The organism is Brenneria roseae subsp. roseae (assembly GCF_003115845.1).
GTDB classification, from domain to species: Bacteria; Pseudomonadota; Gammaproteobacteria; order Enterobacterales; family Enterobacteriaceae; genus Brenneria; species Brenneria roseae.
On the sequence record NZ_KZ819037.1, the window covers coordinates 39,060 to 64,805 of the forward strand.

General features: G+C 53.3%; 25 protein-coding genes. 9 read left to right on the plus strand and 16 right to left on the minus strand.

The genetic code is table 11. The features are described from left to right. Positions 1 to 22: 22 nt before the first annotated feature. Positions 23 to 511, plus strand: a complete 489-nt coding sequence (locus tag DDT52_RS18075) for a thioesterase family protein (RefSeq protein ID WP_136157592.1) — start codon at positions 23 to 25, stop codon at positions 509 to 511. Positions 512 to 581: 70 nt separating this feature from the next. Next, positions 582 to 1,511 (plus strand): EamA family transporter RarD, encoded by a 930-nt coding sequence (gene rarD / locus DDT52_RS18080; RefSeq protein WP_136157593.1) that lies wholly within the window; start codon positions 582 to 584, stop codon positions 1,509 to 1,511. Here rarD and DDT52_RS18085 read toward each other — a convergent pair. From DDT52_RS18085 to lptM, 8 genes are all read right to left on the minus strand, one after another. Further along, entirely contained in the window at positions 1,477 to 2,535 is a 1,059-nt protein-coding gene (locus tag DDT52_RS18085; RefSeq protein ID WP_136157594.1) for an AbrB family transcriptional regulator, read from the minus strand. The two genes, rarD and DDT52_RS18085, sit on opposite strands and share 35 nt — an antisense overlap. 225 nt (positions 2,536 to 2,760) lie before the next feature. Continuing rightward, complete coding sequence (gene corA / locus DDT52_RS18090) at positions 2,761 to 3,711, minus strand: magnesium/cobalt transporter CorA (RefSeq protein ID WP_109054815.1); 951 nt, start codon at positions 3,709 to 3,711, stop codon at positions 2,761 to 2,763. 396 nt (positions 3,712 to 4,107) lie between these two features. Continuing rightward, the gene (uvrD, locus tag DDT52_RS18095; RefSeq protein WP_136157595.1) at positions 4,108 to 6,270 is read right to left on the minus strand and encodes a DNA helicase II; all 2,163 of its coding nucleotides are present in this window, start codon (positions 6,268 to 6,270) and stop codon (positions 4,108 to 4,110) included. An 87-nt stretch (positions 6,271 to 6,357) separates the two neighbouring features. Then, entirely contained in the window at positions 6,358 to 7,074 is a 717-nt protein-coding gene (yigB, locus tag DDT52_RS18100) for a 5-amino-6-(5-phospho-D-ribitylamino)uracil phosphatase YigB (RefSeq protein WP_136157596.1), read from the minus strand. After that, the gene (xerC, locus tag DDT52_RS18105; RefSeq protein WP_136157597.1) at positions 7,074 to 8,009 is read right to left on the minus strand and encodes a tyrosine recombinase XerC; all 936 of its coding nucleotides are present in this window, start codon (positions 8,007 to 8,009) and stop codon (positions 7,074 to 7,076) included. The genes yigB and xerC overlap by 1 nt, the downstream gene beginning before the upstream one ends. After that, positions 8,006 to 8,710: a DUF484 domain-containing protein gene (locus tag DDT52_RS18110; RefSeq protein ID WP_109054819.1), complete on the minus strand. Its 705-nt coding sequence runs from the start codon at positions 8,708 to 8,710 to the stop codon at positions 8,006 to 8,008. The genes xerC and DDT52_RS18110 overlap by 4 nt, the downstream gene beginning before the upstream one ends. Next, complete coding sequence (gene dapF, locus DDT52_RS18115; RefSeq protein ID WP_136157598.1) at positions 8,707 to 9,531, minus strand: diaminopimelate epimerase; 825 nt, start codon at positions 9,529 to 9,531, stop codon at positions 8,707 to 8,709. The genes DDT52_RS18110 and dapF overlap by 4 nt, the downstream gene beginning before the upstream one ends. 147 nt (positions 9,532 to 9,678) lie before the next feature. Further along, positions 9,679 to 9,846, minus strand: coding sequence for an LPS translocon maturation chaperone LptM (gene lptM / locus DDT52_RS18120; RefSeq protein WP_247595586.1), 168 nt, complete (start codon positions 9,844 to 9,846; stop codon positions 9,679 to 9,681). Positions 9,847 to 9,923: 77 nt separating this feature from the next. On the opposite strand from lptM, the gene cyaY reads away from it, so the two are divergent. Further along, a complete protein-coding gene (gene cyaY / locus DDT52_RS18125; protein WP_136157600.1) occupies positions 9,924 to 10,244 on the plus strand; it encodes an iron donor protein CyaY in 321 nt (106 codons plus the stop codon). Positions 10,245 to 10,367: 123 nt separating this feature from the next. Here cyaY and DDT52_RS18130 read toward each other — a convergent pair whose 3' ends face one another. After that, positions 10,368 to 11,546, minus strand: coding sequence for an MFS transporter (locus DDT52_RS18130; RefSeq protein WP_136157601.1), 1,179 nt, complete (start codon positions 11,544 to 11,546; stop codon positions 10,368 to 10,370). A gap of 72 nt (positions 11,547 to 11,618) precedes the next feature. Continuing rightward, positions 11,619 to 14,174: a class I adenylate cyclase gene (locus DDT52_RS18135; RefSeq protein ID WP_136157602.1), complete on the minus strand. Its 2,556-nt coding sequence runs from the start codon at positions 14,172 to 14,174 to the stop codon at positions 11,619 to 11,621. A 329-nt stretch (positions 14,175 to 14,503) separates the two neighbouring features. On the opposite strand from DDT52_RS18135, the gene hemC reads away from it, so the two are divergent. The 5 genes from hemC to DDT52_RS18160 all read left to right on the plus strand — a co-directional run bounded on the left by hemC (position 14,504) and on the right by DDT52_RS18160 (position 19,463). Further along, entirely contained in the window at positions 14,504 to 15,445 is a 942-nt protein-coding gene (gene hemC / locus DDT52_RS18140; protein ID WP_136157603.1) for a hydroxymethylbilane synthase, read from the plus strand. After that, positions 15,442 to 16,182, plus strand: a complete 741-nt coding sequence (hemD, locus tag DDT52_RS18145) for a uroporphyrinogen-III synthase (protein ID WP_136157604.1) — start codon at positions 15,442 to 15,444, stop codon at positions 16,180 to 16,182. Before hemC ends, hemD begins: the two co-directional genes overlap by 4 nt. A gap of 23 nt (positions 16,183 to 16,205) precedes the next feature. Next, a complete protein-coding gene (gene hemX, locus DDT52_RS18150) occupies positions 16,206 to 17,333 on the plus strand; it encodes a uroporphyrinogen-III C-methyltransferase (protein WP_136157605.1) in 1,128 nt (375 codons plus the stop codon). 2 nt (positions 17,334 to 17,335) lie between these two features. Further along, positions 17,336 to 18,529, plus strand: coding sequence for a protoheme IX biogenesis protein HemY (gene hemY / locus DDT52_RS18155; protein ID WP_136157606.1), 1,194 nt, complete (start codon positions 17,336 to 17,338; stop codon positions 18,527 to 18,529). 256 nt (positions 18,530 to 18,785) lie between these two features. Then, positions 18,786 to 19,463, plus strand: coding sequence for a type 1 glutamine amidotransferase domain-containing protein (locus DDT52_RS18160; protein ID WP_136157607.1), 678 nt, complete (start codon positions 18,786 to 18,788; stop codon positions 19,461 to 19,463). Positions 19,464 to 20,033: 570 nt separating this feature from the next. Here the strand turns inward: DDT52_RS18160 and DDT52_RS18165 are convergent. The 3 genes from DDT52_RS18165 to DDT52_RS18175 all read right to left on the minus strand — a co-directional run bounded on the left by DDT52_RS18165 (position 20,034) and on the right by DDT52_RS18175 (position 22,716). Then, positions 20,034 to 21,191: a M20 peptidase aminoacylase family protein gene (locus DDT52_RS18165; protein WP_136157608.1), complete on the minus strand. Its 1,158-nt coding sequence runs from the start codon at positions 21,189 to 21,191 to the stop codon at positions 20,034 to 20,036. Positions 21,192 to 21,273: 82 nt separating this feature from the next. After that, the gene (locus DDT52_RS18170; RefSeq protein WP_136157609.1) at positions 21,274 to 22,035 is read right to left on the minus strand and encodes an amino acid ABC transporter ATP-binding protein; all 762 of its coding nucleotides are present in this window, start codon (positions 22,033 to 22,035) and stop codon (positions 21,274 to 21,276) included. A 9-nt stretch (positions 22,036 to 22,044) separates the two neighbouring features. Further along, positions 22,045 to 22,716, minus strand: a complete 672-nt coding sequence (locus DDT52_RS18175; RefSeq protein WP_136157610.1) for an amino acid ABC transporter permease — start codon at positions 22,714 to 22,716, stop codon at positions 22,045 to 22,047. Here DDT52_RS18175 and DDT52_RS18180 point away from each other — a divergent pair. Further along, positions 22,715 to 22,903 (plus strand): hypothetical protein, encoded by a 189-nt coding sequence (locus DDT52_RS18180; protein WP_136157611.1) that lies wholly within the window; start codon positions 22,715 to 22,717, stop codon positions 22,901 to 22,903. The genes DDT52_RS18175 and DDT52_RS18180 overlap by 2 nt on opposite strands. Here DDT52_RS18180 and DDT52_RS18185 read toward each other — a convergent pair. From DDT52_RS18185 to purB, 3 genes are read right to left on the minus strand one after another with little or no spacing between them, the layout of a single operon-like run. After that, a complete protein-coding gene (locus DDT52_RS18185) occupies positions 22,878 to 23,672 on the minus strand; it encodes an amino acid ABC transporter substrate-binding protein (protein ID WP_210732742.1) in 795 nt (264 codons plus the stop codon). The genes DDT52_RS18180 and DDT52_RS18185 overlap by 26 nt on opposite strands. Positions 23,673 to 23,676: 4 nt before the next feature. After that, complete coding sequence (locus tag DDT52_RS18190) at positions 23,677 to 24,204, minus strand: GNAT family N-acetyltransferase (protein WP_136157612.1); 528 nt, start codon at positions 24,202 to 24,204, stop codon at positions 23,677 to 23,679. 11 nt (positions 24,205 to 24,215) lie between these two features. Then, a complete protein-coding gene (gene purB, locus DDT52_RS18195; RefSeq protein WP_136157613.1) occupies positions 24,216 to 25,580 on the minus strand; it encodes an adenylosuccinate lyase in 1,365 nt (454 codons plus the stop codon). Positions 25,581 to 25,746 lie beyond the last annotated feature (166 nt).

A 25,746-nucleotide genomic window follows, 5' to 3' on the forward strand; every position in this document is an offset into this window, starting at 1 on the left:
TTTTCTCAAGGTGCAAACAACCATGTCCAGCACGCCATCCACTCAAAGCGCGGTTTTAACCCGAGAGACTGTCCGTCAGCTTGTTGCTGACATTTTCATTTACAAGATGCCGTTCAATGGTGAATTAGGGCTCGAGCTACAGCATTTTGAAATCGACCGGGCAACATTAACGTTTGCACGCCAGGACAAGCTGATCGGCAACGCCTTGCAAAAAATTCTGCACGGCGGCGTGATGGCCGCCGGATTGGACGTCGCTGCCGGTTTAGTCTGCGTCGGCAACACCCTGCTGCGCCATGAAACCATCAGCGAACAGGAATTCCATCAGCGACTCTCGCGGATGGGGACTATCGATATGCGGGTGGACTATCTGCGGCCGGGCCACGGCGAGCATTTCACCATCACCAGCCAGCTGCTGCGCGGCGGCAATAAAATCGCGGTGGCGCGGGCCGAATTGCACAATGAAAAGGGCTTACACCTTGCCAGCGCGACCGCGACGTACATTGTTGGTTAACCGTTGAGATGAAAACGCGTTCTGTTTTGAGTAGACTAAGCCGTTTCCCGCCTTTGTTATCGAGCCACCAATGAATTCGCAACAAACCCGTAAAGGGATCTTTTTCGCTCTGGGCGCCTATTTCATCTGGGGCATTGCACCGGTTTACTTTAAGTTGCTTGAGCATGTTCCCCCCGATGAAATACTGACGCACCGTATTATCTGGTCGTTTTTCTTTATGCTGATCCTGCTGACCATCAGCCGGAAATGGCGTCAGGTTCGTTGTGCCTGCCGTAACGTCAAACACCTGCTGTTGCTGGCGCTGACCGCCGTACTGATCGGCGGCAACTGGTTACTGTATATTTGGGCGGTCAATAACCATCATATGTTGGAAGCCAGTCTGGGCTACTTTATCAACCCGCTGGTTAACGTGATGCTGGGGATGCTATTTCTGGGTGAACGTTTCCGCCGCTTGCAATGGATGGCAGTGCTACTGGCGGTTGCCGGCGTACTCGTTCAACTGTGGACTTTCGGTTCGCTGCCGATTATCGCATTGGGGCTGGCCTTCAGCTTTGCGCTATACGGCCTGCTACGCAAAAAAATCGGGATTGACGGACAAACCGGCATGCTGATTGAAACCCTGTGGCTGTTGCCGATGGCGATCGTTTACCTGTTTTTTATCGCCGACAGCCCTAGCAGCCATATGACCGCCAACCCCTGGTCACTGAATCTGCTGCTGATCGCCGCAGGCATTATCACCACGGTTCCATTGCTGTTTTTCACCGCCGCCGCTATGCGGTTACGCCTTTCGACATTGGGCTTCTTCCAGTACCTCGGTCCGACCATGATGTTCCTGTTGGCCGTAATTTTCTACGGCGAAACCATGGGCAGCGACAAGCTGATCACGTTTGCCTTTATCTGGAGTGCGCTGGCCTTGTTTATTCTGGATGCGATCTACACGCAGCGTAAACGACGTCGGATTCAGGTTACGCCGCATCAGATACAACACGACGCGAAATAAAGCGCGATAGCAGCGGACAAAAGAGCAGGGTCGAGAACAGGCGTAACGTCTGCATCGCAATGACAAACGCCATATCGACCCCGCTGCCTGCCGCAATAATGGCGATAGAATCCAGCCCGCCGGGGCTGGTTGCCAGATAAGCCGTCAGCAAATCAACAGACATGATCCGCGTTACCATCAACGCCATGCCGCCGCATAGCAACATCAGTCCGACGATTGAGAACATCATGTGCGGCAAGGTACGCAAAGCAAGAAAAAATATCGGCCGGGTAAAACACAAACCGACGCTCCAGCCAATAAAAGCATATGCCAGCGCCAGCAACCATTCCGGCGTCGCTAAATGCAGGATTCCGCTGGCGTGCAGGAACGAGCCAATAATCATCGGCCCCAGCAGTGCGCCTGAAGGAATACGCAGACGCCTCCCCAGCCATGCGCTGCCAAACGCGACGCACAGCGTCGCAGGAAAACGCCAGTCCAGCGCCGGAAACCAGACCAGCATGGCATTATTTTCGGCGGCGGCGTCCCCCAGGCTGAGGCGCGCGACAAATGCCGCGGCGGCGGTCACCATCAGCACCCGCAAATACTGCATAAATGCAACCAGCCGGACATCCGCGCCGAATTCCGCCGACATCGCCACCATCGCGGAAGCACCGCCGGGAGAGGCGCCCCAGGTTCCGGTCGTACCCGGCAATTCGCTGAATTTCACCAACAGCCAGCCAGAAAGTCCGCTGGCGGCCAGCGTCGCCAGCAAAATGAACAGTACCAGCGGCCATTCGCTGATTAATGGACTGAGGATGGAAAGAGAAAGGCTTTGCGCCACCAGACAACCAAGCACCGCATTGCTGCCGGCAAAAAACACAGGAGGAATACGGATGGTTGCACCGTTCAACCCCATCACCACGCCAACCAGCATGGGGCCCAGCAACAGCGCTGCCGGAACATGGTAAACCTGCAACCCGAATCCCAGTACCAGCGAAACCGACAGCAGGATTACCCATTGTCTCAAGGGTGGAACCCTTTTCATGCGCACAACCTGTTTCAAAAATAAGACATTGTCGGCCATTCTAAACAGAATGGTCAGATAATTAATATGGCAATTAATAGCAGGAAAACAAAAAGTTATAACCAATCGGTATTTAGGCGGCGGCAAATATTCGGAAATGCGTTGACGCGGCCTCACGCCCCCGCACGGCGAAGATGAAGGATTTCAGGGATATTGCGCTCCACAAAAGCGGGAGCGCAGCCGCTTTCAAAGCCAGTTTTTGCGTTTGAAATAGAGATACGGCGCCAATCCGGCCAGGATCATCAACACAATCGCCCCCGGATAACCAAAAGACCACCGCAGTTCAGGCATGAATTCGAAGTTCATCCCATAGCTGGATGCCACCAGCGTCGGCGGCAGAAACACCACGGAAACCACCGAGAAAATTTTGATGATGCGGCTTTGTTCGATGTTGATGAGGCCCATTGCCGCCTGCATCAGAAAGTTGACCTTCTGAAACAAGGATTCGTTATGTGGCAGCAGGGACTCGATATCGCGCAGGATTTCACGCGCCTGCTCCAGTTGACCTGAAGGTAAACGCGCCTTGCGCACCAGAAAATTCAACGCACGCTGCGTATCCATCAAACACAGACGCACTTTCCAGCCCACGTCTTCCAGTTCCGCCAGCGTGGAAAGCGCATCATCGTATTCTTCGCCCTGACGACCTTCCATAATGACGCGGCTCAGGGATTCCAGATCGCTGTAGATATTCTCGATTTCGTCTGCCAGCTGTTCAATTTTGGTTTCGAACAAATCCAGCAGCAGTTCGTAGGCGTTACCATCGACCAGCGTTTGATTGCGGGCTCGCATCCGATACAGCCGAAACGCGGGCAGTTCCCGCTCGCGCAGCGTATACAAGCGGCCATCGCGAATGGTAAACGCCACGGTGGCGTTGCCAGCATGATCTTCCGCATCTTCAAAGAAGAAGAAGGAGTGAATGTGCAGCCCGTCCTCGTCTTCAAAGAAACGCGCCGATGCCTCAATATCTTCCAGTTCTGGTCGGGTGGCCAGACTTTGTCCCAGTTCATTTTGTACTTTCTCACGCTCGCCATCTTCAGGTTCGATTAAATCGACCCAGACAGACTCGGTGAGATCGTCGGAATCATCCAACTCCAGACGAGATAAACGGCAGTGATCCAGTTTGAATGCGCTCAGCATAGGCCATGCTCCCTTATTCAGTAACAGAGATGGACAACGCGATTGAAGCACAGAAACAGCGGTGAGAATGTCACCAGCAGGTTTCAGACCGTTCGACGGATCTGACTCGTAGCGACATGAATAATATCGCTGACAACCACGAAGGCTATCAGCATAACGGAGATAGCCTTAGAAGTTGTACCTAATGAACAGGTTATTGAGCCAGTATCGACTGGGTGCGTCCAAGGCGTAGGTCCTCCGGGAATAATGATGCGCGCATGTTACGCCGAGATGAAAAAGGCTGTCAACTTTAAAACCGCCGTTGCAACACTCTGTCGCTAATTGAATAAATGCCCCGTTTTTTCTCATCGGTTATGCCCTATTTGCCAACCGGGAAACCGGGGGCAGGTTACCCTCTCACACCGTTTCCAGCCGGGCGTAAGCCGCGACCAGCCATTTAATCCCTTGTCCCTGAAACGCGACCTGTATCCGGCAGTGGTCACCACTGCCCTCCAGATTAACGATGGTGCCTTCGCCAAATTTAGTATGCCGAACCCGTTGTCCCAGCGTATAGCCACTGTCATTCTGGCTGATCGGCGTGCCCAGACGCTGGTGGTTGACCGGACGCGATACGCTGGCCCGCAAGCGGACTTCTTCAACGCATTCCGACGGCAACTCTCCCACAAAACGCGAAGGACGATGATAAGCCTCTTTACCGTATAAACGACGGGATTCCGCATAGGTCAACGTCAGCTTTTGCATCGCGCGGGTCACCCCCACATAGGCCAGACGCCGCTCCTCTTCCAGCCGCCCCCCTTCATCCAGCGACATCTGGCTGGGGAACATACCTTCCTCCATCCCGACGATGAAAACCTGCGGGAACTCCAGACCTTTCGCCGAATGCAGCGTCATCAGCTGCACCGCATCCTGATTGGCGTCCGCCTGGCCTTCCCCCGCTTCCAGCGCCGCATGCGACAAGAAAGCCTGTAACGGCATCAGATCCTGATCTTCTTCCTGATAGCTGAACTGCCGCGTGGCGGTGACCAGTTCCTCCAGGTTTTCTATCCGCGCCTGACCTTTTTCCCCTTTCTCCTGCTCGTACATGCCCCACAGACCGGAATCTTTAATCACCCGATCAGTCTGCACATGCAATGGCAGTTCGGCGGTTTCATAAGCCAGCGCATCAATCAGTTCCACAAAGCGCTGTAGCGATGCGGCAGCGCGTCCCGCCAGCGCCTTGTCCTGCAATAACACCCGAGTTGACTGCCACAGCGTCAACTGCCTGTCGCGGGCGGTCTGACGCACCACATCCAGCGTTCTGTCGCCAATACCGCGCGTCGGGGTATTCACCACCCGCTCAAACGCCGCATCGTCATTACGGTTGGCAATCAAACGCAGATACGCCAGCGCATCCTTAATTTCCTGACGTTCAAAGAATCGCATGCCGCCGTAAATACGATAAGGCATGCTTTGCTGTAACAGCGCTTCTTCCAGCACGCGCGACTGGGCGTTGCTGCGGTATAAAATGGCGTTATCGTTCAACGAGCCGCCATTTTCCTGCCAGACTTTGATGCGGTTGACGACAAACCGGGCCTCGTCCAGTTCGTTAAAGGCGCAATAGAGTGAAATCGGCTCGCCTTCCACGCCATCCGTCCACAGGTTTTTCCCCAGCCGTCCACCATTGTGCGCAATCAGTGCATTAGCCGCCTTCAGGATATTGCTGGTTGAACGGTAATTCTGCTCCAGCCGAACCGTCTCTGCGCCGATAAAGTCTTTCAGGAACAGCTGGATATTTTCGACCTGCGCCCCGCGCCAGCCATAAATAGACTGGTCGTCATCGCCAACGATCATCACCCTGGCGCTATCGCCTGCCAGCATACGAATCCACGCATACTGGATACGGTTGGTATCCTGAAACTCATCGACCAGAATATTGGTGAACCGTTCGCGATAGTGATTCAACACGTGTGGCTTGTTCAACCACAATTCATGCGCACGCAGCAGCAGCTCGGCAAAATCCACCAGCCCGGCGCGATCGCAGGCCTCCTGATAGGCCTGATAAACCCGCTGCCAGGTTTGCTCGATCGGATTGCCGTAACTTTCGATATGTTGGGGACGTAGCCCTTCGTCTTTTTTCCCGTTGATGTACCACATGGCCTGACGCGGCGGCCACTGCTTCTCATCCAGGTTCAGCGCCCGTATCAGACGCTTGAGCAACCGCAGTTGATCATCGCTGTCCAGAATCTGAAAGTCCTGCGGCAATCCGGCATCCATATGATGAGCACGTAACAAACGGTGGGCCAGGCCATGAAAAGTCCCAATCCACATTCCGCCCTGACTGGTGCCGATCAGTTGATCGATGCGGTGCCGCATTTCCGCCGCGGCCTTGTTGGTAAAGGTCACCGCCATAATGGAATAGGGGGAACAGTTTTCGACGGCCAGCAGCCAGGCAATACGATGCACCAAGACCCGGGTTTTGCCACTGCCTGCCCCGGCCAGCACCAATAAATTGCTGCGTGGTGCGGCTACCGCATCACGTTGTTTGTCGTTGAGGCCATCAAGCAGTTCAGAAACGTCCATAGATACCGGTTATCCGTTGACGGGAAACCGTGCCGTCACAAAGAAGACACCTTCCCACTGGTTATTTATACAGTTTGTATAGAATGATTATAGCAATGCTGTCAGCGATGCCAACCGCGAAATTTCAATATGCGGCAGCAATCGAGTGTCGCCAATCTGCATGAGATTGCCTTCACGCAGATTGATCCAGCACGCCTGCATACCGCAGCGAACCGCGCCCGCGACATCGGTGGTGAGATCGTCGCCCACATGCAGGATCTGATTCAGCGACAAACCGAGCTTTCCTGCCGCCAGATGATACATATCATCAAACGGCTTTGCGCGCCCGTCAGGGCCGGCACGAAAAATAAAGGTGAAATAATGATCCAACCCAAACAGATGCGGATCGGCATTACCATTGGTGATCGCCGCCAGCGGCAGATGTCCGGCCAAAGCGGCCAGCGTGCGGTGCGTCTCTTCCGTCACCTCGATTTGGCTGCGCCAGCGGGCGAAATTCTCCATCGCCGCCGTTGCCCCTGCCGCCGCGTCATCCGCCGGTAAACCCACATTCAGCATAACCTGCTCAACCGTACGCCGCCGCCATTCCGTAACGTCATGATAAATTTCCGGCTCCCGCGCGCGCAGTTCATTACGCAGATTCTGGAAGTCTGCCGCCTGAAAATCGCGTAACGCCGGATGATACTGCTGTAAAAAACGCACCGACTCCCGCTCAGTCCGCCGTATCACCTCATAATTGTCATACAGGGTATCATCCAAATCGAAAGTGATAGCGCGAATCTGACCCAGCGGCCGGTAAAAATGCATCAGGTTTTTCCTCGCTTGGCACGTGGATGCGCAGCATCATACACCGACGCTAAATGTTGAAAGTCCAGATGGGTATAAATCTGTGTCGTCGAAAGGTTGGCGTGCCCCAGCAATTCCTGAACCGCGCGTAAATCGCCGCTGGACTCCAGCATATGGGTAGCGAAAGAGTGACGCAGCTTGTGCGGATGTACGTGACTGTTGACCCCTTGCTTCACGCCCCACTCGGCAAAGCGCTTCTGCACATTGCGCATAGAAATACGCCGGCCCTGATTGGAAACAAAAATCGCATCATCCTGCGGCCCAAACAGTTCGCGCAGCGCCAGCCAGTGTTCCAGCCAGGCGACCGCCGTTTTTCCCATTGGCAGCCGGCGCTCTTTGCTGCCTTTCCCCACGACCCAGACTTCGCCCGTATCGAGATTGACGTGCCGGCAGTCCATTCCGACCAGCTCAGCCAGACGCAGCCCTGCGCCGTACATCACTTCCAACATTGCCCGATCGCGCACGGCCAGCGGATCATGCGGATCGATATCCAGCAGGCGATTCATCTCGTCAACATCCATATTCTTGGGCAGATGACGTCCGGCCTGCGGAGTGGAAACGCCCCTGGCCGGATTCGCGCCCAGTACGCCGCGCGACACCATCCAGTCAAGAAAACTGCGCAACGCCGATAAACGCAGGGCCAGACTTGCCGCATGCAATCCGTCTCGTTTACTGCGGGAAACCACAGAGCGTACGCCCGCCGCATCCAGTTTCTCCCAATCCGCCACCCCGTTAGCCGACACTATCGCGATCGTCGCGGCCAACTGGCGGGCGTAGCTGGTTTGCGTCAACGGGCTCAGTTGACGTTCCACTTTCAGGTAGCGCAGAAAATCATCCACGCGGTGTTGCAGGGAAGCCACTACGGCAGGCTTATCCGGCGAGGCAGGCTGACTCATATCCGCTCAACCCAGCGCTCCAGCATGGCGGGCAACATGGTCGTCAATTGCTGCAACAGCACGGTCCCCATGCCATCCTGATAATGATGAGTATCGCGGCTGCTGAAGATCAGCAGCCCTAAATCATGATTTTCACCCAATAAGGATACCGCGACCGATCCCACCTGCTTGGCCTGTGGCAACAACATCAGCAGCTCGGGTCCATTCAGACCGCCAAGATAATGGTTGGACTGGCCAAAACGTTGAATACGCAATGGCTCGAACAGCGTCCGGTTCAAAGCAAGATGAGTAAAATCGGAAGGCGCGCCAATACGCCATTTATCACTGAACAAACGAACCGTGGCGCCAGCCAGCCCCAGCTTGCGTGCCCAACGCTGGAATCTGTCGAGCATATCCAGCAGGCTGTCGGCGGATGCCAGCTCAGTTTGCAGGCCGAGAAGCCGCTTAAACAGCACTTCGTTCGCCCCCGCCTGTTCCATCAGCAGCGTGATTTCTTCTTCAAGCTGGGTGATATGATTTCGCTGACGGGCAAGCTGCCACTCGACCAGCGATACGGTTCCCCTGATGGGGTGTGGGATCCGCATCTGCTCGGTGGGTCGGGCATTGCGGATAAAAAAATCAGGATTCTGCTGCAGGAACTGCAAAACCATCTCGTCACTGAGTTCGATTTGGCGCTCTGCCTGCTCCTCGACATTCTTCATAAATGAATAAATCCATCGTAAACATGCGTTGCAGGACCGGTCATAAACAACGGATTCCCCGGGCCATCCCAATGAATATCCAGATCTCCGCCCGGCAGCGACACGCGCACCTGTGAAGACAACAACCCCTGCTGTACCCCAACGGCCACAGCAGCACAGGCGCCGCTGCCGCATGCCTGCGTTTCGCCGGCGCCTCGTTCATAAACCCGCAGGCGCACCGTATTACGATCGACAACCTGCATAAAACCGATATTAGCACGCTCTGGAAAACGTTCATGGTTTTCCAGCAGCGGTCCGATCTCTTCTACATTCGCGCTATCCACATCATCGACCTGAATCACACAGTGCGGGTTGCCCATGGACACGACGCCACAGAGTATGGTGTGTTCCCCGGCGCGCATGATATAGGTTTTCTCCGCTTTTACTGCCCGAAACGGCACCTGCTGCGGTTCAAAATTAGGTTCACCCATATTAACCCGGACCAGCTCATCATCGGTAACAGTGAGCAGCATTCGCCCGGTCTGGGTACTGACGGCGATGTCACGCTTGTTGGTCAACCCTTTCAGGCGGACAAAACGCGCAAAACAGCGCGCCCCATTGCCGCACTGCGCAACCTCGCTGCCGTCAGCATTGAAAATACGATAATGGAAATCCAGTTCGGGATCGTAAGGGGGTTCAACCACCAGAAGCTGATCAAAACCGACGCCGCAATATCGGTCCGACAAACGACGGATCAACTCGGGGGAAAAATAAACATTCTGCGTTACAGCATCAACAACCATGAAATCGTTGCCTAAGCCGTGCATTTTAGCGAACTGCATTATCCTGACTCCGCTAGCTTAACCAGGCGCGGTAAAAACGCTACCCTGTCATCTTTCAAGTTGCCGGTGCGTTGGTTTCCTGCATCTCGAAATCTATTGGGTATATCGTGACCAGTTATAAAATAATGATGGACACATCGTCACGCACTAACGTCGCATGGACACTTTTTGATGTGATGCCTGATTCCCATTCTGCTCGACGGTTGTCGATGCGGCCTGCTGGTCGGGTGGCATATACAGCGGCCCTTTTAAGCCGCACCCGAACAGGCTTAGCAGCGATAACGCCAGAAAAAACTGACGAAATACTTTTTTCATAACATTAAGACCTGTAATTCATACTCGTATGCTCTCTATAATCGCAGGTGGATCATGAAAATCAATAGGAATCGAAAATGAACGATAGCGAGTTCCATCAGTTAGCCGACAAATTGATGCTTCAGTTGGAAGAAACGTTGGATCAATTTGCAGGCGATGCCGATATCGATTATGAAACCAACGGCGGCGTGATGACGCTAATTTTTGAAAACGGCAGCAAAATCGTGATTAACCGTCAGGAGCCTATGCATCAAGTCTGGCTGGCGACCAAAGCCGGCGGTTATCACTTCAATTATCAGGATGGCCGCTGGATATGCGATCGCAGTGGCGATGATTTTACGGCGTTGCTGTCCGAAGCCTGTTCCGTACAGGCGGGCGAAGACGTTCACTTCGCTTAGGCGCCAGAGGGCCCCGCGCTTTTACGAGAATCAGTACAACTCGCCTGTTCTCCCGGACGCGACCGAGGCGGAGGGCGGTTTCAGAATGAGCCGCCCGGATACGACAGCACCGTGCAACCGTGGCTAAGCGACGTTCCGTCTGACCAGAACAAGCAGCAGCGTCATCAGCAACAGAATCCCGATACCGAACATGTTCACCAGAGGCCAACCGCTGGTGAACGCCATCATGCTCCCCGCCGACAGCGACGCCAGCGCATTCGGGATATAAATAGCCAGTGAGTTAATCCCCTGCAATCTGGATTTGTGCACGGAATGGGTAAACGTATTCAACATGAAGGTGCCGCCGTTGAACATGAAAGCCCAGCCGATGCCAAACATAATCAGCGCAGCGAGGAAATTCCAGAATGCCAGACCGCTCAACGCGATAATAATACCGATCCCATTGCAGAGAATGCCGGTCACGATAACCTGAACGGCGCTCATCCGCTTTGCCAGCACCACCAGCAGCAGCGCCGGCGCGTACATCGCGACAAAATGCCACTGCAATACCGTCGCACTGTTGTCCACCGAGAAGTGGTGCTGATGCATGGCCAGCGGCGCCGAATTCATCAGCAACGTCATCACGACAAAACCGACCATACAACTGGCGGTTCCCAGCATAAACGCACGACTTTTCAGGATTGAAGACAATGATGCTTCACTGTTATCCGCTGTCGCAACAGGCGCCGTATTGGGTAATTTCAGACCTGACAGCAAGATCGCCGTGACCACGCAGATAATGGCTCCCGCAATAAAGCTGCCAAAGAAAGGATACGGCGGCCACGCGTGGGCTGACTGACTGGCGGCGAAGGGGCCGAGAAAACCGCCCAGAATGCCCCCGCTGATCACCCATGAAATCGCACTGCTCTTTTGATGGTTATCCGTAAAGATTTCTGCCGCCGCAAAACGATAATACTGGTTGAACGCGCAGGACATTCCCAATACAAACGTGGCAAATACAAACAGGGTAAAGTTGTGCCACACGATCGCCAGCGCCGCCAGCAGCGAGCCAACCAGCCCCAACAGAGCGCCGAAGATAAAGGCGTTTCGTCTGCCATATTTCGCCATCAGGGATGAAACAGAATAAATCATCAGGGCGGCGCCGCAGACCGTTGACGTGATTGGCAACGTTGTCAGCAGCGGCACCGGCGTCATCAGGACACCCACCAGTGTAGAAGAAAGGGTCATCAACGAAATGATACTGCCCGTCAACCCCTGACCCAACGCCAGCAATATCAGATTTCTGCGCTGCAACGAATCCATGGTGAAGTCCTTTTCTCAAATAAGGCGAAAAGAAAAATCCGGGTCCTGCGAAAACCAGGGAGTGATAGGAAGCTAAAGTATCTGTAACCGCTGCTTCATGACCATCGACGCGCCTTCTGCCGCCGGCGTAATGCACAAATGAGAAAGCGCGCTGCTGCGGAAAGGGATCACCTGAGTTCGGCCATCAAGTTGTACGATCTGATAAAACTGCGGCAGGTTGAAATTAATAAAGCTGGAGCCATACGTGAAGCGATCGTGGGAAGACGAATAGAATCGGCTGACATCACGCACCAGCTCTTCCTTGCTGCCTTCACAGTGGTGATAAACTTCAACCCGGTTGGACTCATCCAGAATATAGATATTAAAACCCTGATTTTCACTCAGATCTTCAAAGAAGAACTGGATAATCCCTTCACTGGCCACGCCATCTACCACGGGCGGCAAATGCACATGATTGGTTTCAACCTGAACAGGCAGACCCTGTAGTTTATTATTGGAAATCGCACCGTAAAACTCGACGGCATTTTCCAGCTTCTGCACGGATACGCTCAGGCGTTCAAAGAACAATCCCCAGGTCTGTCCCGCTACTTTCACCGCTTTGAAACGTCCCGGTTCCTGACGCGTACTGGTCAGACGCAGTTCAATACATTCCGATACCAGTTGCTGTACGCGGGTACGAATCAGACCGCGTAAATGCTGGCTATAGCAGAAGACTTCCAGCGATTCCGGCAGCGCCGCATCCTGATGCATCTTGCCCAGAATGGTTTTCAACGCTTCCAGCACCGCCTGTTCACCACTGAAATGCAGCGTACGCACTTCGTTCCAGGAATTGCGATACAACAAATCGATACTGCCCACCAGGCACTGCTGCTGTTGGCCGAAGCTGAAGACATCCAGTTGGCGGAAATCAAAATGCACGACCTGATTACGGAAAGCGGCGGTAGGATCGTGCTCCAGGTTCACGATAATCGCCAGATGGCGAATCTCACACGGGCTGTACAACGCTTTCGGCGTCGGTGCCGGCAGGCGCAGCGGGAAATGGCTGGATACATCGGCCACCAGAGCCTGCAAACGAGTGATGTCACACAGCTCGTTACCCTTGATATACAACCGCGTACTGGGCGTTAGCAGGCCGTTAAAATAGGCCCAGGCCACCAGCTTGTTCAGATAGCGGTTATATTCCAGCGGCTGGTGGCTGATAATGGCGTCCATCGACGGCGCCTGATTGTACAGATACCAGCCGGAACGGTTGGCGCGCCCGGCGGGAACATAAATAAAGGTCAGATTCGGTTCTGATAAATCAGGCGATATCTGCGGGTTCAGCAGCGTCACTTTGCCAGGCAATGCTTCAAATGCGGCATAGAGCTTACGGGTTAATACGCCGATATCCTGCGGACTGGCACTCACGCTCAGATTGTTACGGCGGGCAAAGCGGATCAGGTTGCGATAGGTCTGCATCATCGCGTCGAGCAGTTCGTTGTGTGCTTCACGCACGCGCTCGATTTTCCAGTTGGCGCGGTTATCCAGCATGGCCAGATGTTCCGCACTCCATCCCCATTCCTGAACCAGCTGACTTAAAATCTGGCGGCGCCAGCCTACGCAGGCCCGCTCCCGGGATAATTTCTCACAAACTTTTAAATAGAAACATCGACGAGCCAGATCCAGACGGGTGGGATCGTTAATCGCCGTCAGATAATGGGTCACGCGCTCCAGCATCATACAGTAAGGATCCAGACCGAAAGAGACGATCTCGCCTTTGTGCAGACGCTTTTTGATATCCATTGAAAGCAGGTGCGTATCGGGATATTCCCAGGAATAAGCCTCCAGCAGCAGTGTTTTCAATACCGCTTTATAAGGAGAATCGATACTTTTATAGAGCTGCCACAGGCTGGCGCCGAAATACTCTTCCGCGGAGAGCGTACTTAGCCCGCCTAAATCCAACCACTCGTTCGGCGCCAGTGCGCCCTGCGCATACAGGGACAAGACGTATTCGTCGTAGTTTGCTTCTTCTTCTACCGGCACCATGTTCCACAAAATACGCTTGCCCGCCATGCGGACAGCCGTACGGTAGAACTCATCCAGCAACAGGATATGCTGGGTGGAACCGCAATCCTCACCACCGAGGCTGCCGCTTTCATTATGGCGGAAGCGATTTTCGTCCATCAGGAAGAAGCTGACATCCACCCCTTGTGCGGCGGCCCACTGTTCCAGCAACGTGCATTTCTGCTGTAACCGTAAACGTTCTTCATTATCAAGCCAGGACTGATGACAGACCCAGATGTCCAGATCGGAACTGCAACTCTGGCCAATTGAGGCCGTGCTGCCCATAGAATAGAGGCCAGTGATGGGCAATTCGCCTTGCTCATGCGAATTCTCCAACTGACCCCATCTTAATTCGATGTTATCCAGGTAGTGCTGTTGTTTTTCATCGGGCGTGTAAATGCAGATACCGTGCGGAACCTTGCCTTCAAGGTAGCCCGGCATCAAGGGGTGATGATGATGTAATAAAATCGGCAGAAGACTGTAGACCTGCTGAAAAGCGGGTTTCATTGCTCCCAGAGCACGGTCAACGCGTAGTTGGTTGATCGCATCCAGTCTTTGCTTCAAAGTCTCGATGTAGAAGTACAAGACGTTTCGCCTGATTATCCCAGTGCCTAGAAAAAACCCCGTATTCCAAATTTGCCAATGATAAAATTAGAGGAATGTTTGGCAAAATATCGCTGGAAACGTGATCAATTTAACACCTTGCTGATTAAGCGTAAAGAAAGTAAAGAAAGTTAGATTTATCTATCTTGCTTTTATTACATTTTTTCATTCGCAAAATCAGCCCGACTTCTCATTCCCACCTTCCTGCGCCTCCCGTCATCGTTTTAAAGGCGCACCGGCAATGTCCGTAACCTGACACTGGCGCACCATCAATGATACGATGGTGGAAAATGATAAAAACGGTATCAAGCATGTTAGACAATATTATTAGAATTGCCACCCGACAAAGCCCGCTTGCGCTGTGGCAAGCACAATATGTTCAACAGCGTTTGACGCACATCCACCCCGAACTTCAGGTCGAGTTGGTCCCCATGGTTACCCGTGGGGATATCATTCTGGATACCCCGCTGGCGAAGGTTGGCGGCAAAGGTTTATTTGTCAAAGAATTAGAGTTGGCGCTGTTGGAAGACCGCGCCGATATTGCCGTTCACTCCATGAAAGATGTGCCGGTCGAATTCCCTGACGGTCTCGGTCTGGTCACCATTTGTGAACGCGACGATCCCCGGGATGCCTTCGTTTCCAACCGTTACGCCAGCCTCGATCAATTACCCGCAGGCGGCTGCGTCGGCACCTCCAGCCTGCGCCGCCAGTGCCAGCTGCGCGCCAGACGGCCCGATCTGACAATTCGGGATCTACGCGGCAACGTGGGAACGCGTCTGTCAAAACTGGACAACGGCGAATACGACGCCATTATTCTGGCTGTCGCGGGCCTGAAGCGCCTGAAACTGGAAGATCGCATACGCTGCGCGCTCAGCCCGGAAGAATCGCTGCCCGCCGTCGGTCAAGGGGCGATAGGCATTGAATGCCGTTTGGATGACGAACGTACCCAACGGTTACTTGCGCCGTTGAATCACGCCGCCACCGCCGCCCGCGTACGGGCGGAACGAGCAATGAATGTACGTCTGGAGGGCGGATGTCAGGTTCCCATCGGCAGTTATGCCGAATTGGAAGGCGACGATCTGTGGCTACGCGCATTGGTTGGCGCTCCCGATGGCAGCCGGATGATCGTCGGTGAACGTACCGGCAAAATAGCGGATGCAGAACAAATCGGTATTGCGCTGGCGGAAGAATTGTTGGCAAAGGGCGCCCGGGCGATCCTTCAAGCTGTCTACCAGGAAACGCCTTCATCATGACCATTCTGGTGACTCGGCCATCCCCGGCAGGTGAGCAACTGGTGACCCGATTGAGAAAACTAGGCTACAGCGCCTGGCACAGCCCGCTGATTGAATTCTCACCGGGCCGTGAACTGGATCGACTGCCTGCCTTGCTGACAGCCTTGCGTCCCGGCGACATGGTGTTTGCGCTCTCACAGCATGCGATAGATTACGCGGTTCCACCGCTGGCACGGGCCGGCAGCGGCTGGTCATCGACGCTGTCCTATTATGCCATTGGCCGGACAACCGCGCTGGCGTTGCACAAAGTCAGCGCACAGCCCGTTTCCTACCCCCAGGATAGAGAAACCAGCGAAACATTATTACAACTCCCCGAACTCCAGCATGTTAAGGGCAAACAAGCGCTATTATTACGAGGTAATGGCGGCAGAGCGTTGCTGGGCGCCACGCTCGCCGAACGTGGCGCAACGGTGGTTTACTGTGAATGCTATCAACGCTGCGCCGTATATTATGACGGGCTGGAACAGAGTCGCCACTGGCAGCAGGCTGGCATTGACAGGCTGGTGATCACCAGCGGAGAAATGCTACAACAGATCTATAATTTAGTTCCTGATTATTATCGAACTTCCTGGTTACTCGGATGCCAGGTGATCGTAGTCAGTGAACGCCTGGCAATACAGGCTCGCCAGCTTGGCTGGAGCCATATTCGAGTAGCCGATAACGCCGACAACGATGCGCTCGTGCGCGCACTACAATAAACCTGATCATGGGATGTACCATTATGACGGAACACAATACCCCCACAGCCCCGTCCGAAGAGGTTGCAGAGCGGGTTGATCCCGCTAATCAGCCACAGGATCCCGCACCGCAACCGGCCAAACGGACTGGTGCTCTGCTGGGGGCCATCGCGATTATTATTGCGCTGGCACTGAGTGGCGGACTTTACTATCACGGTCATCAGCAGGCACAGCAGGAATCTGCGGCCATTCAGCGACTGACATCACAGCTAAACTCGCTGCAACAGCAGCAGCAACAGCAACATCAGCAGTGGCAAGATGCGCAACAGCAACATGCCAGGATACAAGATGCCGCCGAACAGCGTCTTGATGCCCTGACGCATCAGTCAGATGAACTGCGTGAAAAGCTGGCCGCACTGTCCAATCAAGATACCAGCACCTGGTTGCTGGCACAGTCCGATTTTCTGGTAAAACTGGCCGCCAGAAAGCTATGGAGCGATAAAGACGTCACCACGGCAGGGGCGCTGCTGAAAAGCGCAGATGCCAGCCTGGCGGAAATGAATGACCCGAGCCTGATTGAAATCCGCCGCGCGCTGACCAATGACATCAGCGCTCTGGCTGGCGTAAGCCAGATCGATTTCGACGGCATCATTCTCAAAGTGAACCAATTGACCGATCAGGTGGATAACCTGCAATTGGCCGACATGAATACCGACGAAGCGCCAATGGATGAAAACAGCACGGAGCTGTCAGCCTCACTCAACGAATGGCGTCAGAACCTTAGCAAAAGCTGGCACAACTTTCTGGCCGATTTCATTACCATTCGTCGCCGGGACAGCTCGGCAGAACCGCTGTTAGCGCCCAGTCAGGATGTTTATTTGCGCGAGAATATCCGCTCGCGCCTGCTGGTCGCCGCTCAGGCGATCCCGCGTCATCAGAATGAAGTGTATAAACAGTCATTGGAAACCGCAGCCACGTGGGTAAGAGCGTATTTCGATACCACAAACCCAACGACTCAGGCATTTCTGGATCAGCTCGATGAACTGAGCCAACAATCGATCTCGATGGACGTGCCGGCTGAATTGCAAAGCCAGCCGCTGCTGGAAAAACTGATGCAGACCAGAGTTCGCAACCTGCTGGCTCAGACGCCAGCGACTCAACAGGAGGATTGAATATGTTGAGAGTCCTGTTGCTGTTTCTGATCCTGATTGCAGGCGTGGTGCTCGGGCCAATGGTTGCAGGCCATCAAGGCTACGTTCTGATTCAAACGGATAACTACAACATTGAAACCAGCGTTACCGGGCTGGTGATTATGCTGGTGTTGCTGTTCCTGGTCCTGCTGGCCGTCGAATGGATTATCCGCCGTATTTTTCGTACCGGCACCCGCACGCGTGGCTGGTTCCTTGGCCGTAAGCGCAACCGGGCGAAAAAACAGACCAAAGCGGCGTTGCTCAAACTGGCAGAAGGGGATTACCTACAGGTCGAGAAATTACTGACTCGTAATGCCGATCATGCCGAACAACCGGTGGTCAATTACCTGCTGGCGGCCGAGGCGGCTCAACAGCGCGGTGATGAATTCCGCACCAAACAATATCTGGAACGGGCGGCGGAAATCGCCGATACCGACCAGTTGCCGGTTGATATCACTCGCGTCCGCATTCAACTGGCGCGCCATGAAGATCACGCTGCCCGTCACGGCGTTGACCGTCTGCTGGAAGTCGCGCCTCGGCATCCGGAAGTCTTGCGTCTGGCTGAACAGGCCTTTCTGCGTACCAGCGCCTATAGCGCGCTGCTGGATATTCTGCCCGCCATACGCAAACTGCCTGCGCACAACGAAGAGCATGTGTTGGCGCTACAGCAGCAAGCCTACCTCGGGCTGATGAATCAGGCGATGGCAGACGGCGGCAGTGAGGGCCTAAAACAGTGGTGGAACAGCCAAAGTCGTAAAATTCGGCACGAGGTGCCTTTACAGGTGGCGATGATCGAACATTTGATTGAATGCGATGACCACGATACCGCGCAAAAAATCATTCTTGATGGGCTCAAACGCCAGTATGACGAACGGCTGGTTCTGTTGATGCCGCGCCTCAAAGCGGGCGATCCGGACCAACTGGAGAAAATGCTGCGTCAGCAAATCAAACAGCAGGGCGCTACGCCGTTGTTGAATAGTACGCTGGGGCAATTGCTGATGAAGCACGGCGAATGGCAACAGGCCAGCGATGCTTTCCGCGCTGCGCTGGAACAACGTCCGGATGCGTATGACTACGCATGGCGCGCCGACGCACTTGATCGGCTTCATTTACCCGAAGATGCCGCCCAAATGCGCAGAGAAGGTTTGTTGCTCACGTTGCAACAGCCCGCCGAGTAATCATGAATGGGGTACCAACGCGGCGCCCCATTTTCCTGAATCGTCTCAATTTCTCCCCCCTTCCCTTGATTCTCCGTATTGACCCTCAATGTCTAACGGTGAAAGGTCCTTTTGCACCGTTTGCTATGCTTTGACGGTACATAGATATGCCGGGTTCAAAGGCTGATTCACGCAACAAGCGCGATTGGTACCGATACCGCGACAAAATCCGTCAGGCAAGATGCCTCGATGAACGCAACATACCGGGAGTGAAAAAATGAACGTATTGATGGTCCTCACGTCACATGATCAACTGGGAAATACGGGTAAAAAAACGGGTTTCTGGTTGGAAGAGTTCGCTGCGCCTTATTATGCGTTCAGGGACGCAGGGGCCGTAATCACACTGGCCTCACCGAAAGGCGGACAGCCGCCGCTAGATCCCAAAAGTGACGAACCGGATGCTCAAACCGAAGACACCGAGCGCTTTAAAAAAGATGCCGCAGCGCAGGCCGCGCTGGCCTCCACGCAGCGGTTATCCGATGTAAAAGCAACTGATTTCGATGCCATCTTCTACCCGGGCGGCCACGGCCCGCTGTGGGATTTAGCCGAAGATCGTCATTCGATCGCGCTGATCGAATCATTTTCTCAGGCAGGTAAACCCGTCGGCGCGGTTTGCCATGCCCCCGGCGTACTACGCCACGTCCGTGGCGCCGACGGCAATTCGCTGGTAAAAGGCCGCAAAGTGACCGGCTTCTCCAATTCCGAAGAAGAGGCCGTGCAACTTAGCCATATTGTGCCGTTTCTGGTTGAGGATGAGCTGAAACAAAAAGGGGGGATCTATGAAAAAGGCCCGGATTGGCAACCACATGTCGTAACCGACGGGTTGTTAGTGACAGGGCAAAACCCTGCCAGCTCAGCACCGGTTGCAACCGCATTACTAAAACTGCTGCTCTGAATCTTCCCGGTTACACCAGGGACGGCGGGCAAAAAAAACGCTTACCGTTAGTCGGTAAGCGTTGAAAAAAATCAGGTCTGTAAGACAACAGTACGGTGCCTCACTCAACGTTATGTCCGGGGAAATCCGATGGAGATCGTGAAACCTTCATCTGGAGTTGGACGATAGGCACCTCAAATTGGCTCTGCGTCATTCCCAGGATTATGAAGCCGAAGCAAACATAGAAGGTGGAATGAGCATCTACGTTTATATTTAAGCACAAAATATGCCAATGCGTACATCACAATTACCACGACGGCATCAGTCCACCATAATTGGCTGATAAAAATCATATTTTTATTTTCCTGCAAGCAATATACGACGAGAAAACCGAGCGAAGAATAAACGAGATGAGCGACAAAAAACGTCGCCTCCAAGAGACAGATTACTGAGCTTACAGTTTAATCATTATTAATCAATAAATTACACGTCGCTTTCCGGCGACACGCCATACAGGTCTTGTCGTTAAATCACAACAACCACAATATTTACCTCCGGCATGACTCGCTGCCAGGCCGGAGATACCAGCCCTTATGCCTGAGCGAGTTTTTCCAGACTTTGTTTCGCTATCTGATACAGATAATGCGCCGTCGGGAACAGCGCGCGATCGTCCACGCGAAATTTCGGATGATGCAGCGCATACGGGCCGCCAGACCCTACCATCATAAAGGTGCCGGGCAGCTTTTGCTGATAGAAGGCAAAATCCTCGCCAATCGGGCTGGCATCGACACGACGCGCTTCAAAACCTTCTTCACTCGCCACTTCCAGCGCGAAATCGACCCATTCCGCCGTATTGATCACCGATGGCGGCCCTGCATGCCAGATAAACTCGATTTCCGCGCCAAAAGTGCTGGCAATACCTGCCACGATTTGCCGGAAACGCTGTTCAATCAGATCGCGAGCCTCCTGACTGAAGGTTCTCACCGTCCCTTCGAGATAAGCCGTATCGGGAATCACGTTCCAGGTACTGCCGCTGTGCACCTGAGTAATCGACACCACGGCATTGTTATCGGAAGGAACGGTACGACTGATGATGGTCTGCACCGATGAAATCAGCTGACCCAGAATCACAATCGGGTCGTTGCCCTCATGCGGCTTCGCCGCATGGCAACCCTTTGCCGCGATCTTGATTTCAAAGCGATCAACGCCAGCGGTCAATGCGCCCTCTTTGCCGCCAATCACCCCAACCGGCAGCGTCGGATCGTTATGAATACCAAAAATTGCCGCGGCGTTGTCCAGTGCGCCGGTGGCAATCACTTCCGGCGCGCCCAGCCCCGTTTCTTCAGCCGCCTGAAACAGAATACGCACGGTTCCTTTCAGCTCCGGTTCAATCTTCTTCAGCAGAATCGCCGCGCCCAGCGCAGCGGAAGAATGAAAATCATGTCCACAGGCATGCATGACGCCTTTGCTGGTTGAGGTGAATTCCACGCCTGACTCTTCTTCGATAGGCAGGGCATCGATATCGGAACGAACGACCACCAGCGGACCTTCCTGTTGACCGCCGATTTCCGCGACCAGCCCCGTTTTCAGCGGTAATTCGAGAATACGAATCCCTTCTTTTTCCAGAACTTCTCTGATCTTGCGCGTTGTTTCAAATTCCTGGTTTGATAATTCAGGATGCCGATGCAGATCGTGTCGGAATGCCTGAATAAACTGAGCCAGCGGCTCATGCTGAGATGCTATTTTCATTAATGCCTACTCCACATTATCCGCCCTGTTTACGGGCGTGCAGGTTGCCTGTCCGTCAGGGGACTTTTTGTTTGTTTTTGGGTTAAATATCGTACTCAACCGGCTCGGGGATCTTGGTCAGCTGACGCAGGAAACGCTGTGTCTGCGGGTTATCAGAAAAACTGATCACTTTTTCCGCCGGGCCTTCTTCAACAATATGACCGTCCGCCATGAAAATTACCCGATCGGCCACTTCCTTAGCGAACTGCATCTCATGCGTCACAATCACCATGGTAGTGTTGTTTTTTGCCAGCTTCTGAATCACCTGCAACACTTCGTGCACGCGTTCCGGGTCCAGTGCCGACGTTGGCTCATCGAACAGAATCGCTTTCGGATCCACCGCCAGTGCCCGCGCAATACTGACTCGCTGCTGTTGCCCGCCGGATAACGTCACCGGGTACTGCGCCGCCTGCGGCAATAGCCCCACCTGTTCCAGCAATGCCAACCCCATCTCGTTGGCTTGCTTTTTCGGCATTTTCTTCACCACGATCAACGCTTCCGTGACGTTTTCCAGCGCCGTCTTGTTTTTGAACAGGTTGTAGTTCTGGAATACCATCGCCGTCTGACGGCGCAGGGCGTAGGCCTCTTTGGTTGAATAACGGCGCGTATCCAGCAATTGCTCGCCGATCTCAATCGTGCCTGACTCGGGCGTTTCCAACAGATTCAGGCAGCGCAACAACGTAGATTTACCGGAACCGGAGGGGCCGATGATAGCCACGACTTCACCTTTCGCGATATCCAGGCTGATATCGTTCAGCACCACCTGATCGCCAAAGCTTTTAGTGAGATTCTTTACACTGATCATTTCAGCCCCTTATCGCTGTAGCGAGTGATTCAGTTTCTTTTCCAACTGCTTTTGCAGCCAGGCATAAACAATGATCACCAACCAGTAAATCAAACCCACCACCAGGAAGGTTTCGAAGAAACGCAATGATTCTGCGGCAATCATCTTGCCTTCCGCAAACAGCTCAGATACGCCCAGCGCGAACGCGACCGAGGTGTCTTTAATCAGGGAAATAAACGTGTTGCCCGTCGCGGGTAACGCATTGAGCATCGCCTGAGGCAACACAATCCGACGATAAATCTGCGCCTTATTCATGCCGATGGATAACCCGGCCTCTGTCTGGCCAAAATCCACCGAGGCCAGCGCCGCACGGAATATCTCCGCCATATAAGCCGACGTTTTCAGACTGAAACCAATAATGGCTGCCGTCATCGCATCAAGGTTGGATAACCCCGGGAAAATCTGCGGCAGACCGAAATAGATGATAAACAGCTGCACCAGAGAAGGAATACCGCGGAATAGAGAAATGTAGAGCTCTACGATTTTCACCACGATGATGTTTTTGGTTTCACGAACCAGCGCCAGTACCAGACCGATAGCCATGGCAAACAACATCGACACCACAGCAAGCAGCAGCGTGGTCGGTAAATAGCTTAGTACCTGGGGAAAGACCTTTAGCAGGTAGGCGAGATCGATATTCATGAGTCATACCATTGATACTGCCATCGGTGCAGTATTCCCGCCATACTTCAAGCTGCATACGCTTTGCGCTGTTCAAAACGACAACGTTTTGTCCTGCAACCCGAATTATTTCGGGTATCGCCGCACCGACGGCATTAAAATTATCGTGAGCGTGCCACGAATTACTGAGCAGAAGGTGGTGTCGTGATATCTTCACCAAAATATTTAATCGACAGCGCTTTCAAACGCCCATCATCACGCATTTTATTCAGCTCTTCATCAAACTGTTTACGTAAGACATCGCCCTGTTCGTTTTTATGGAACGGGAAACTGACCTCTTCTACCACCAGCGAATTACCGACCAGCTTGAACGGCAGATTACGCTTGTTAATTTCTGCCAGCAAAATCGGACGGGAATTCACATAACCTTCAACACGTTTGGACAGGGCGTCATTCATCGCGCCGTCACGCGTTTCATAAGTACGAATAGTCACGCTGCCATCAGGAAACGCTTTCTTTAAGTTGTTGATATGATTGGACCCCAACACGCCGGCAACGGTTTTCCCTTTCAGATCATCCAGCGTATTGATATCGGCGTTGTCCTTGTGAGTCACAATCTGGCTGCCGTAGTAACTGTAAGGCTGGGCGAAATTGTATTTCTCCTGGCGTGCCGGGGTAATTGCCACCACGTTAGCCACCGTATCCAGTTTACCCGCTTCCAGTTGCCCCATCAGGCCGCTGAAATCGGCCGTGACCCACTCAACCTTGTAGTTCAGATCGTTGGCGATGGTTTCCGTGACTTCAACATCAAAGCCGACCAGTTTATTATCCTGCTTGAAGCCGCTGGGATAGCTCTGGCCGGTTGACCCTACCTTCAACACTTTCTCACCCTGGGCTGCATCCTGAGAATCACAGCCAGCCACAAGAAAGGCAGTCGTCAGCGCTAAAACAGACAACGTTAATTTTTTCATTATCATGCCTCTATTTTGAATTTCTTTTTTTCCACTGGTTATACAGTTGGTCATCAAGGATTTTTTCCATAAAGATCGTCAGGTGTCCTTTCCCCAAATCAGCTTGCCCGACTTCCCTGAAACCATAATGTTTATACATTTCAATCAACCACGGATGGCTTTGCGCAGTCCCTAACGACACAGCGGGAGCTTTAAGCTGAGCAATCAAAATATTCTGCTCAAGCCAGGTCATCATTTGCTTACCCAGCCCCTGCTTTTTATAGTCAGGATGGGTGGCAAACCACCCCAGATGCGGCAAACCATAAGGGCCAGGCTCTGGCCCCCAGGGATAGCGGATAGAGAATGAAGACACCATAACGCCGTTCTTCTCCATCACGTACACGCCGTGAGACGAAATGTGTTTGCGAACCATTTCAATGTCCGCATGCGCGGCAGAGAAATTGATGCCTAACTGACGTATCGGTTCAAAAGCCGCCAATGCCAGTGCCAGAAAGGGTTCATCATCCTCCAGCGTAGCCTGGCGGAATACGGTACTCATGATGTCACCTTCTACGCAGACAGCAGGCCGGATTTATCCGCATAGCGGATCACCTCATCCACTTTCTGGGGCGCACTCCCCAGATAGTTGGCCGGATTCAGCCACTCTTCCAGTTCAGCAGACGTCAGTTGTTCCGACAACACCGGGTGTTCCAACAGGACGGATTTGAATGACTGGTTCTGCTCGAATGCCTGCATGGAGCATTCGTAAACCAGATGGTGAGCCGTCTGTTTACCCAAACGTTTACCAATCTCAAACATCACTTTCTCGGACAGCAGCAAGCCGTTTTGCAGTTCCAGGTTCGCCAGCATCTGTTTTTCATTCACCGACATGCCGCGCAGAATACCCAGCGCATTCTGAAGCTGGGCCGACAGATAGATGTTGATTTCCGGTAATGCGATCCACTCCGCACGCCAGCTCATTGCATCACGCTCATGTTCCACTTTCATGGATTCATGAATCAGCGCGGCGCTTTTAAACACCGGCGCTGTCAGGCTTGCCAGCCCTTCCAGTGCGGCCGGATTGCGTTTGTGCGGCATCGTCGTGGAACCGATTTTACCCTCGGAGAAAGGTTCTTCGATTTCATTGATTTCGGTACGCATCAGGTTATACAGCTCGTTGCCGATCTTGCCCAGCGTACCGCTGATCAATACAACGACAGAGGCATACTCGGAGAAACGATCGCGGGCGGACTGCCAGCCAATGTTCGGCGTATTCAGGCCCAGCTTATCCAGCGTCAGACGCTCGATATCCGGCCCTTTATCGCCGAAGGAAGCATAAGTCCCGATGGCGCCGTTAATGTTGCCGACCAGCACGCGTTCTTTAATTTCACTCAGGCGTTCAAGGTGACGGACAAACTCATCCAGCCAGACCGCCAGTTTAAAACCGAACGTGGTCGGCAGCGCTTGCATGCCGTGAGTGCGGCCGGTCATCAGCGTGTATTGGTATTTTTTCGACAGGCGTTTTAATTCGACCGCCAGCAGTTGAGTATCACGAAAAACAATGTCAAAAGAATGCTTTAGTTGCAGAACGGTAGCCGTATCGACAATATCCTGCGTGGTTACGCCATAATGGATAAATTCGCCGGCCGCGCCACACTGCTTCTGGATCGCAGTAATCGTCGGCATCAGAGAATGTTTCATGCGCACAGCATCTTTCGCAATCTCTTCCACATTCAGCGTGCTGGCATCCGCTTTTTCGGCGATGGTCTGTGCCGCTTCCTGCGGGATAACGCCAAGCTCTCCTTCAGCCAGCGCCAGCGCCACCTCCACTTCAACCTGCTTTGTCAGACGATTATGCTCTGACCACACGTCCCGCATTTCAGGCGTGCCAAAATTATTCCCTATAAGAAGAAAATCAATAAGATGTGATGCCATAATAGCTTACTCGTTTGTTTGGATTTATCAGGCGGGGTTTTGTCGTTGTTCTAATCTTGGGAATATAACATGCGCCATATAGCCCCGATATAACTTCTGGATCTATCTTAGATCCAGAAGGTCGGATATTTACCATACAACGTTTTCGGGAAACCGGCGCGGCGCT

Excerpts from the sequence above, each read along its gene's own strand:
- DDT52_RS18075 (WP_136157592.1), top strand. The coding sequence starts at position 23 with ATGTCCAGCACGCCATCCACTCAAAGCGCGGTTTTAACCCGAGAGACT.
- rarD (WP_136157593.1), top strand. The coding sequence starts at position 582 with ATGAATTCGCAACAAACCCGTAAAGGGATCTTTTTCGCTCTGGGCGCC.
- DDT52_RS18085 (WP_136157594.1), bottom strand. The coding sequence starts at position 2,535 with ATGAAAAGGGTTCCACCCTTGAGACAATGGGTAATCCTGCTGTCGGTT.
- corA (WP_109054815.1), bottom strand. The coding sequence starts at position 3,711 with ATGCTGAGCGCATTCAAACTGGATCACTGCCGTTTATCTCGTCTGGAG.
- uvrD (WP_136157595.1), bottom strand. The coding sequence starts at position 6,270 with ATGGACGTTTCTGAACTGCTTGATGGCCTCAACGACAAACAACGTGAT.
- yigB (WP_136157596.1), bottom strand. The coding sequence starts at position 7,074 with ATGCATTTTTACCGGCCGCTGGGTCAGATTCGCGCTATCACTTTCGAT.
- xerC (WP_136157597.1), bottom strand. The coding sequence starts at position 8,009 with ATGAGTCAGCCTGCCTCGCCGGATAAGCCTGCCGTAGTGGCTTCCCTG.
- DDT52_RS18110 (WP_109054819.1), bottom strand. The coding sequence starts at position 8,710 with ATGAAGAATGTCGAGGAGCAGGCAGAGCGCCAAATCGAACTCAGTGAC.
- dapF (WP_136157598.1), bottom strand. The coding sequence starts at position 9,531 with ATGCAGTTCGCTAAAATGCACGGCTTAGGCAACGATTTCATGGTTGTT.
- lptM (WP_247595586.1), bottom strand. The coding sequence starts at position 9,846 with ATGAAAAAAGTATTTCGTCAGTTTTTTCTGGCGTTATCGCTGCTAAGC.
- cyaY (WP_136157600.1), top strand. The coding sequence starts at position 9,924 with ATGAACGATAGCGAGTTCCATCAGTTAGCCGACAAATTGATGCTTCAG.
- DDT52_RS18130 (WP_136157601.1), bottom strand. The coding sequence starts at position 11,546 with ATGGATTCGTTGCAGCGCAGAAATCTGATATTGCTGGCGTTGGGTCAG.
- hemC (WP_136157603.1), top strand. The coding sequence starts at position 14,504 with ATGTTAGACAATATTATTAGAATTGCCACCCGACAAAGCCCGCTTGCG.
- hemD (WP_136157604.1), top strand. The coding sequence starts at position 15,442 with ATGACCATTCTGGTGACTCGGCCATCCCCGGCAGGTGAGCAACTGGTG.
- hemX (WP_136157605.1), top strand. The coding sequence starts at position 16,206 with ATGACGGAACACAATACCCCCACAGCCCCGTCCGAAGAGGTTGCAGAG.
- hemY (WP_136157606.1), top strand. The coding sequence starts at position 17,336 with ATGTTGAGAGTCCTGTTGCTGTTTCTGATCCTGATTGCAGGCGTGGTG.
- DDT52_RS18160 (WP_136157607.1), top strand. The coding sequence starts at position 18,786 with ATGAACGTATTGATGGTCCTCACGTCACATGATCAACTGGGAAATACG.
- DDT52_RS18165 (WP_136157608.1), bottom strand. The coding sequence starts at position 21,191 with ATGAAAATAGCATCTCAGCATGAGCCGCTGGCTCAGTTTATTCAGGCA.
- DDT52_RS18170 (WP_136157609.1), bottom strand. The coding sequence starts at position 22,035 with ATGATCAGTGTAAAGAATCTCACTAAAAGCTTTGGCGATCAGGTGGTG.
- DDT52_RS18180 (WP_136157611.1), top strand. The coding sequence starts at position 22,715 with ATGAGTCATACCATTGATACTGCCATCGGTGCAGTATTCCCGCCATAC.
- DDT52_RS18175 (WP_136157610.1), bottom strand. The coding sequence starts at position 22,716 with ATGAATATCGATCTCGCCTACCTGCTAAAGGTCTTTCCCCAGGTACTA.
- DDT52_RS18185 (WP_210732742.1), bottom strand. The coding sequence starts at position 23,672 with ATGATAATGAAAAAATTAACGTTGTCTGTTTTAGCGCTGACGACTGCC.
- DDT52_RS18190 (WP_136157612.1), bottom strand. The coding sequence starts at position 24,204 with ATGAGTACCGTATTCCGCCAGGCTACGCTGGAGGATGATGAACCCTTT.
- purB (WP_136157613.1), bottom strand. The coding sequence starts at position 25,580 with ATGGCATCACATCTTATTGATTTTCTTCTTATAGGGAATAATTTTGGC.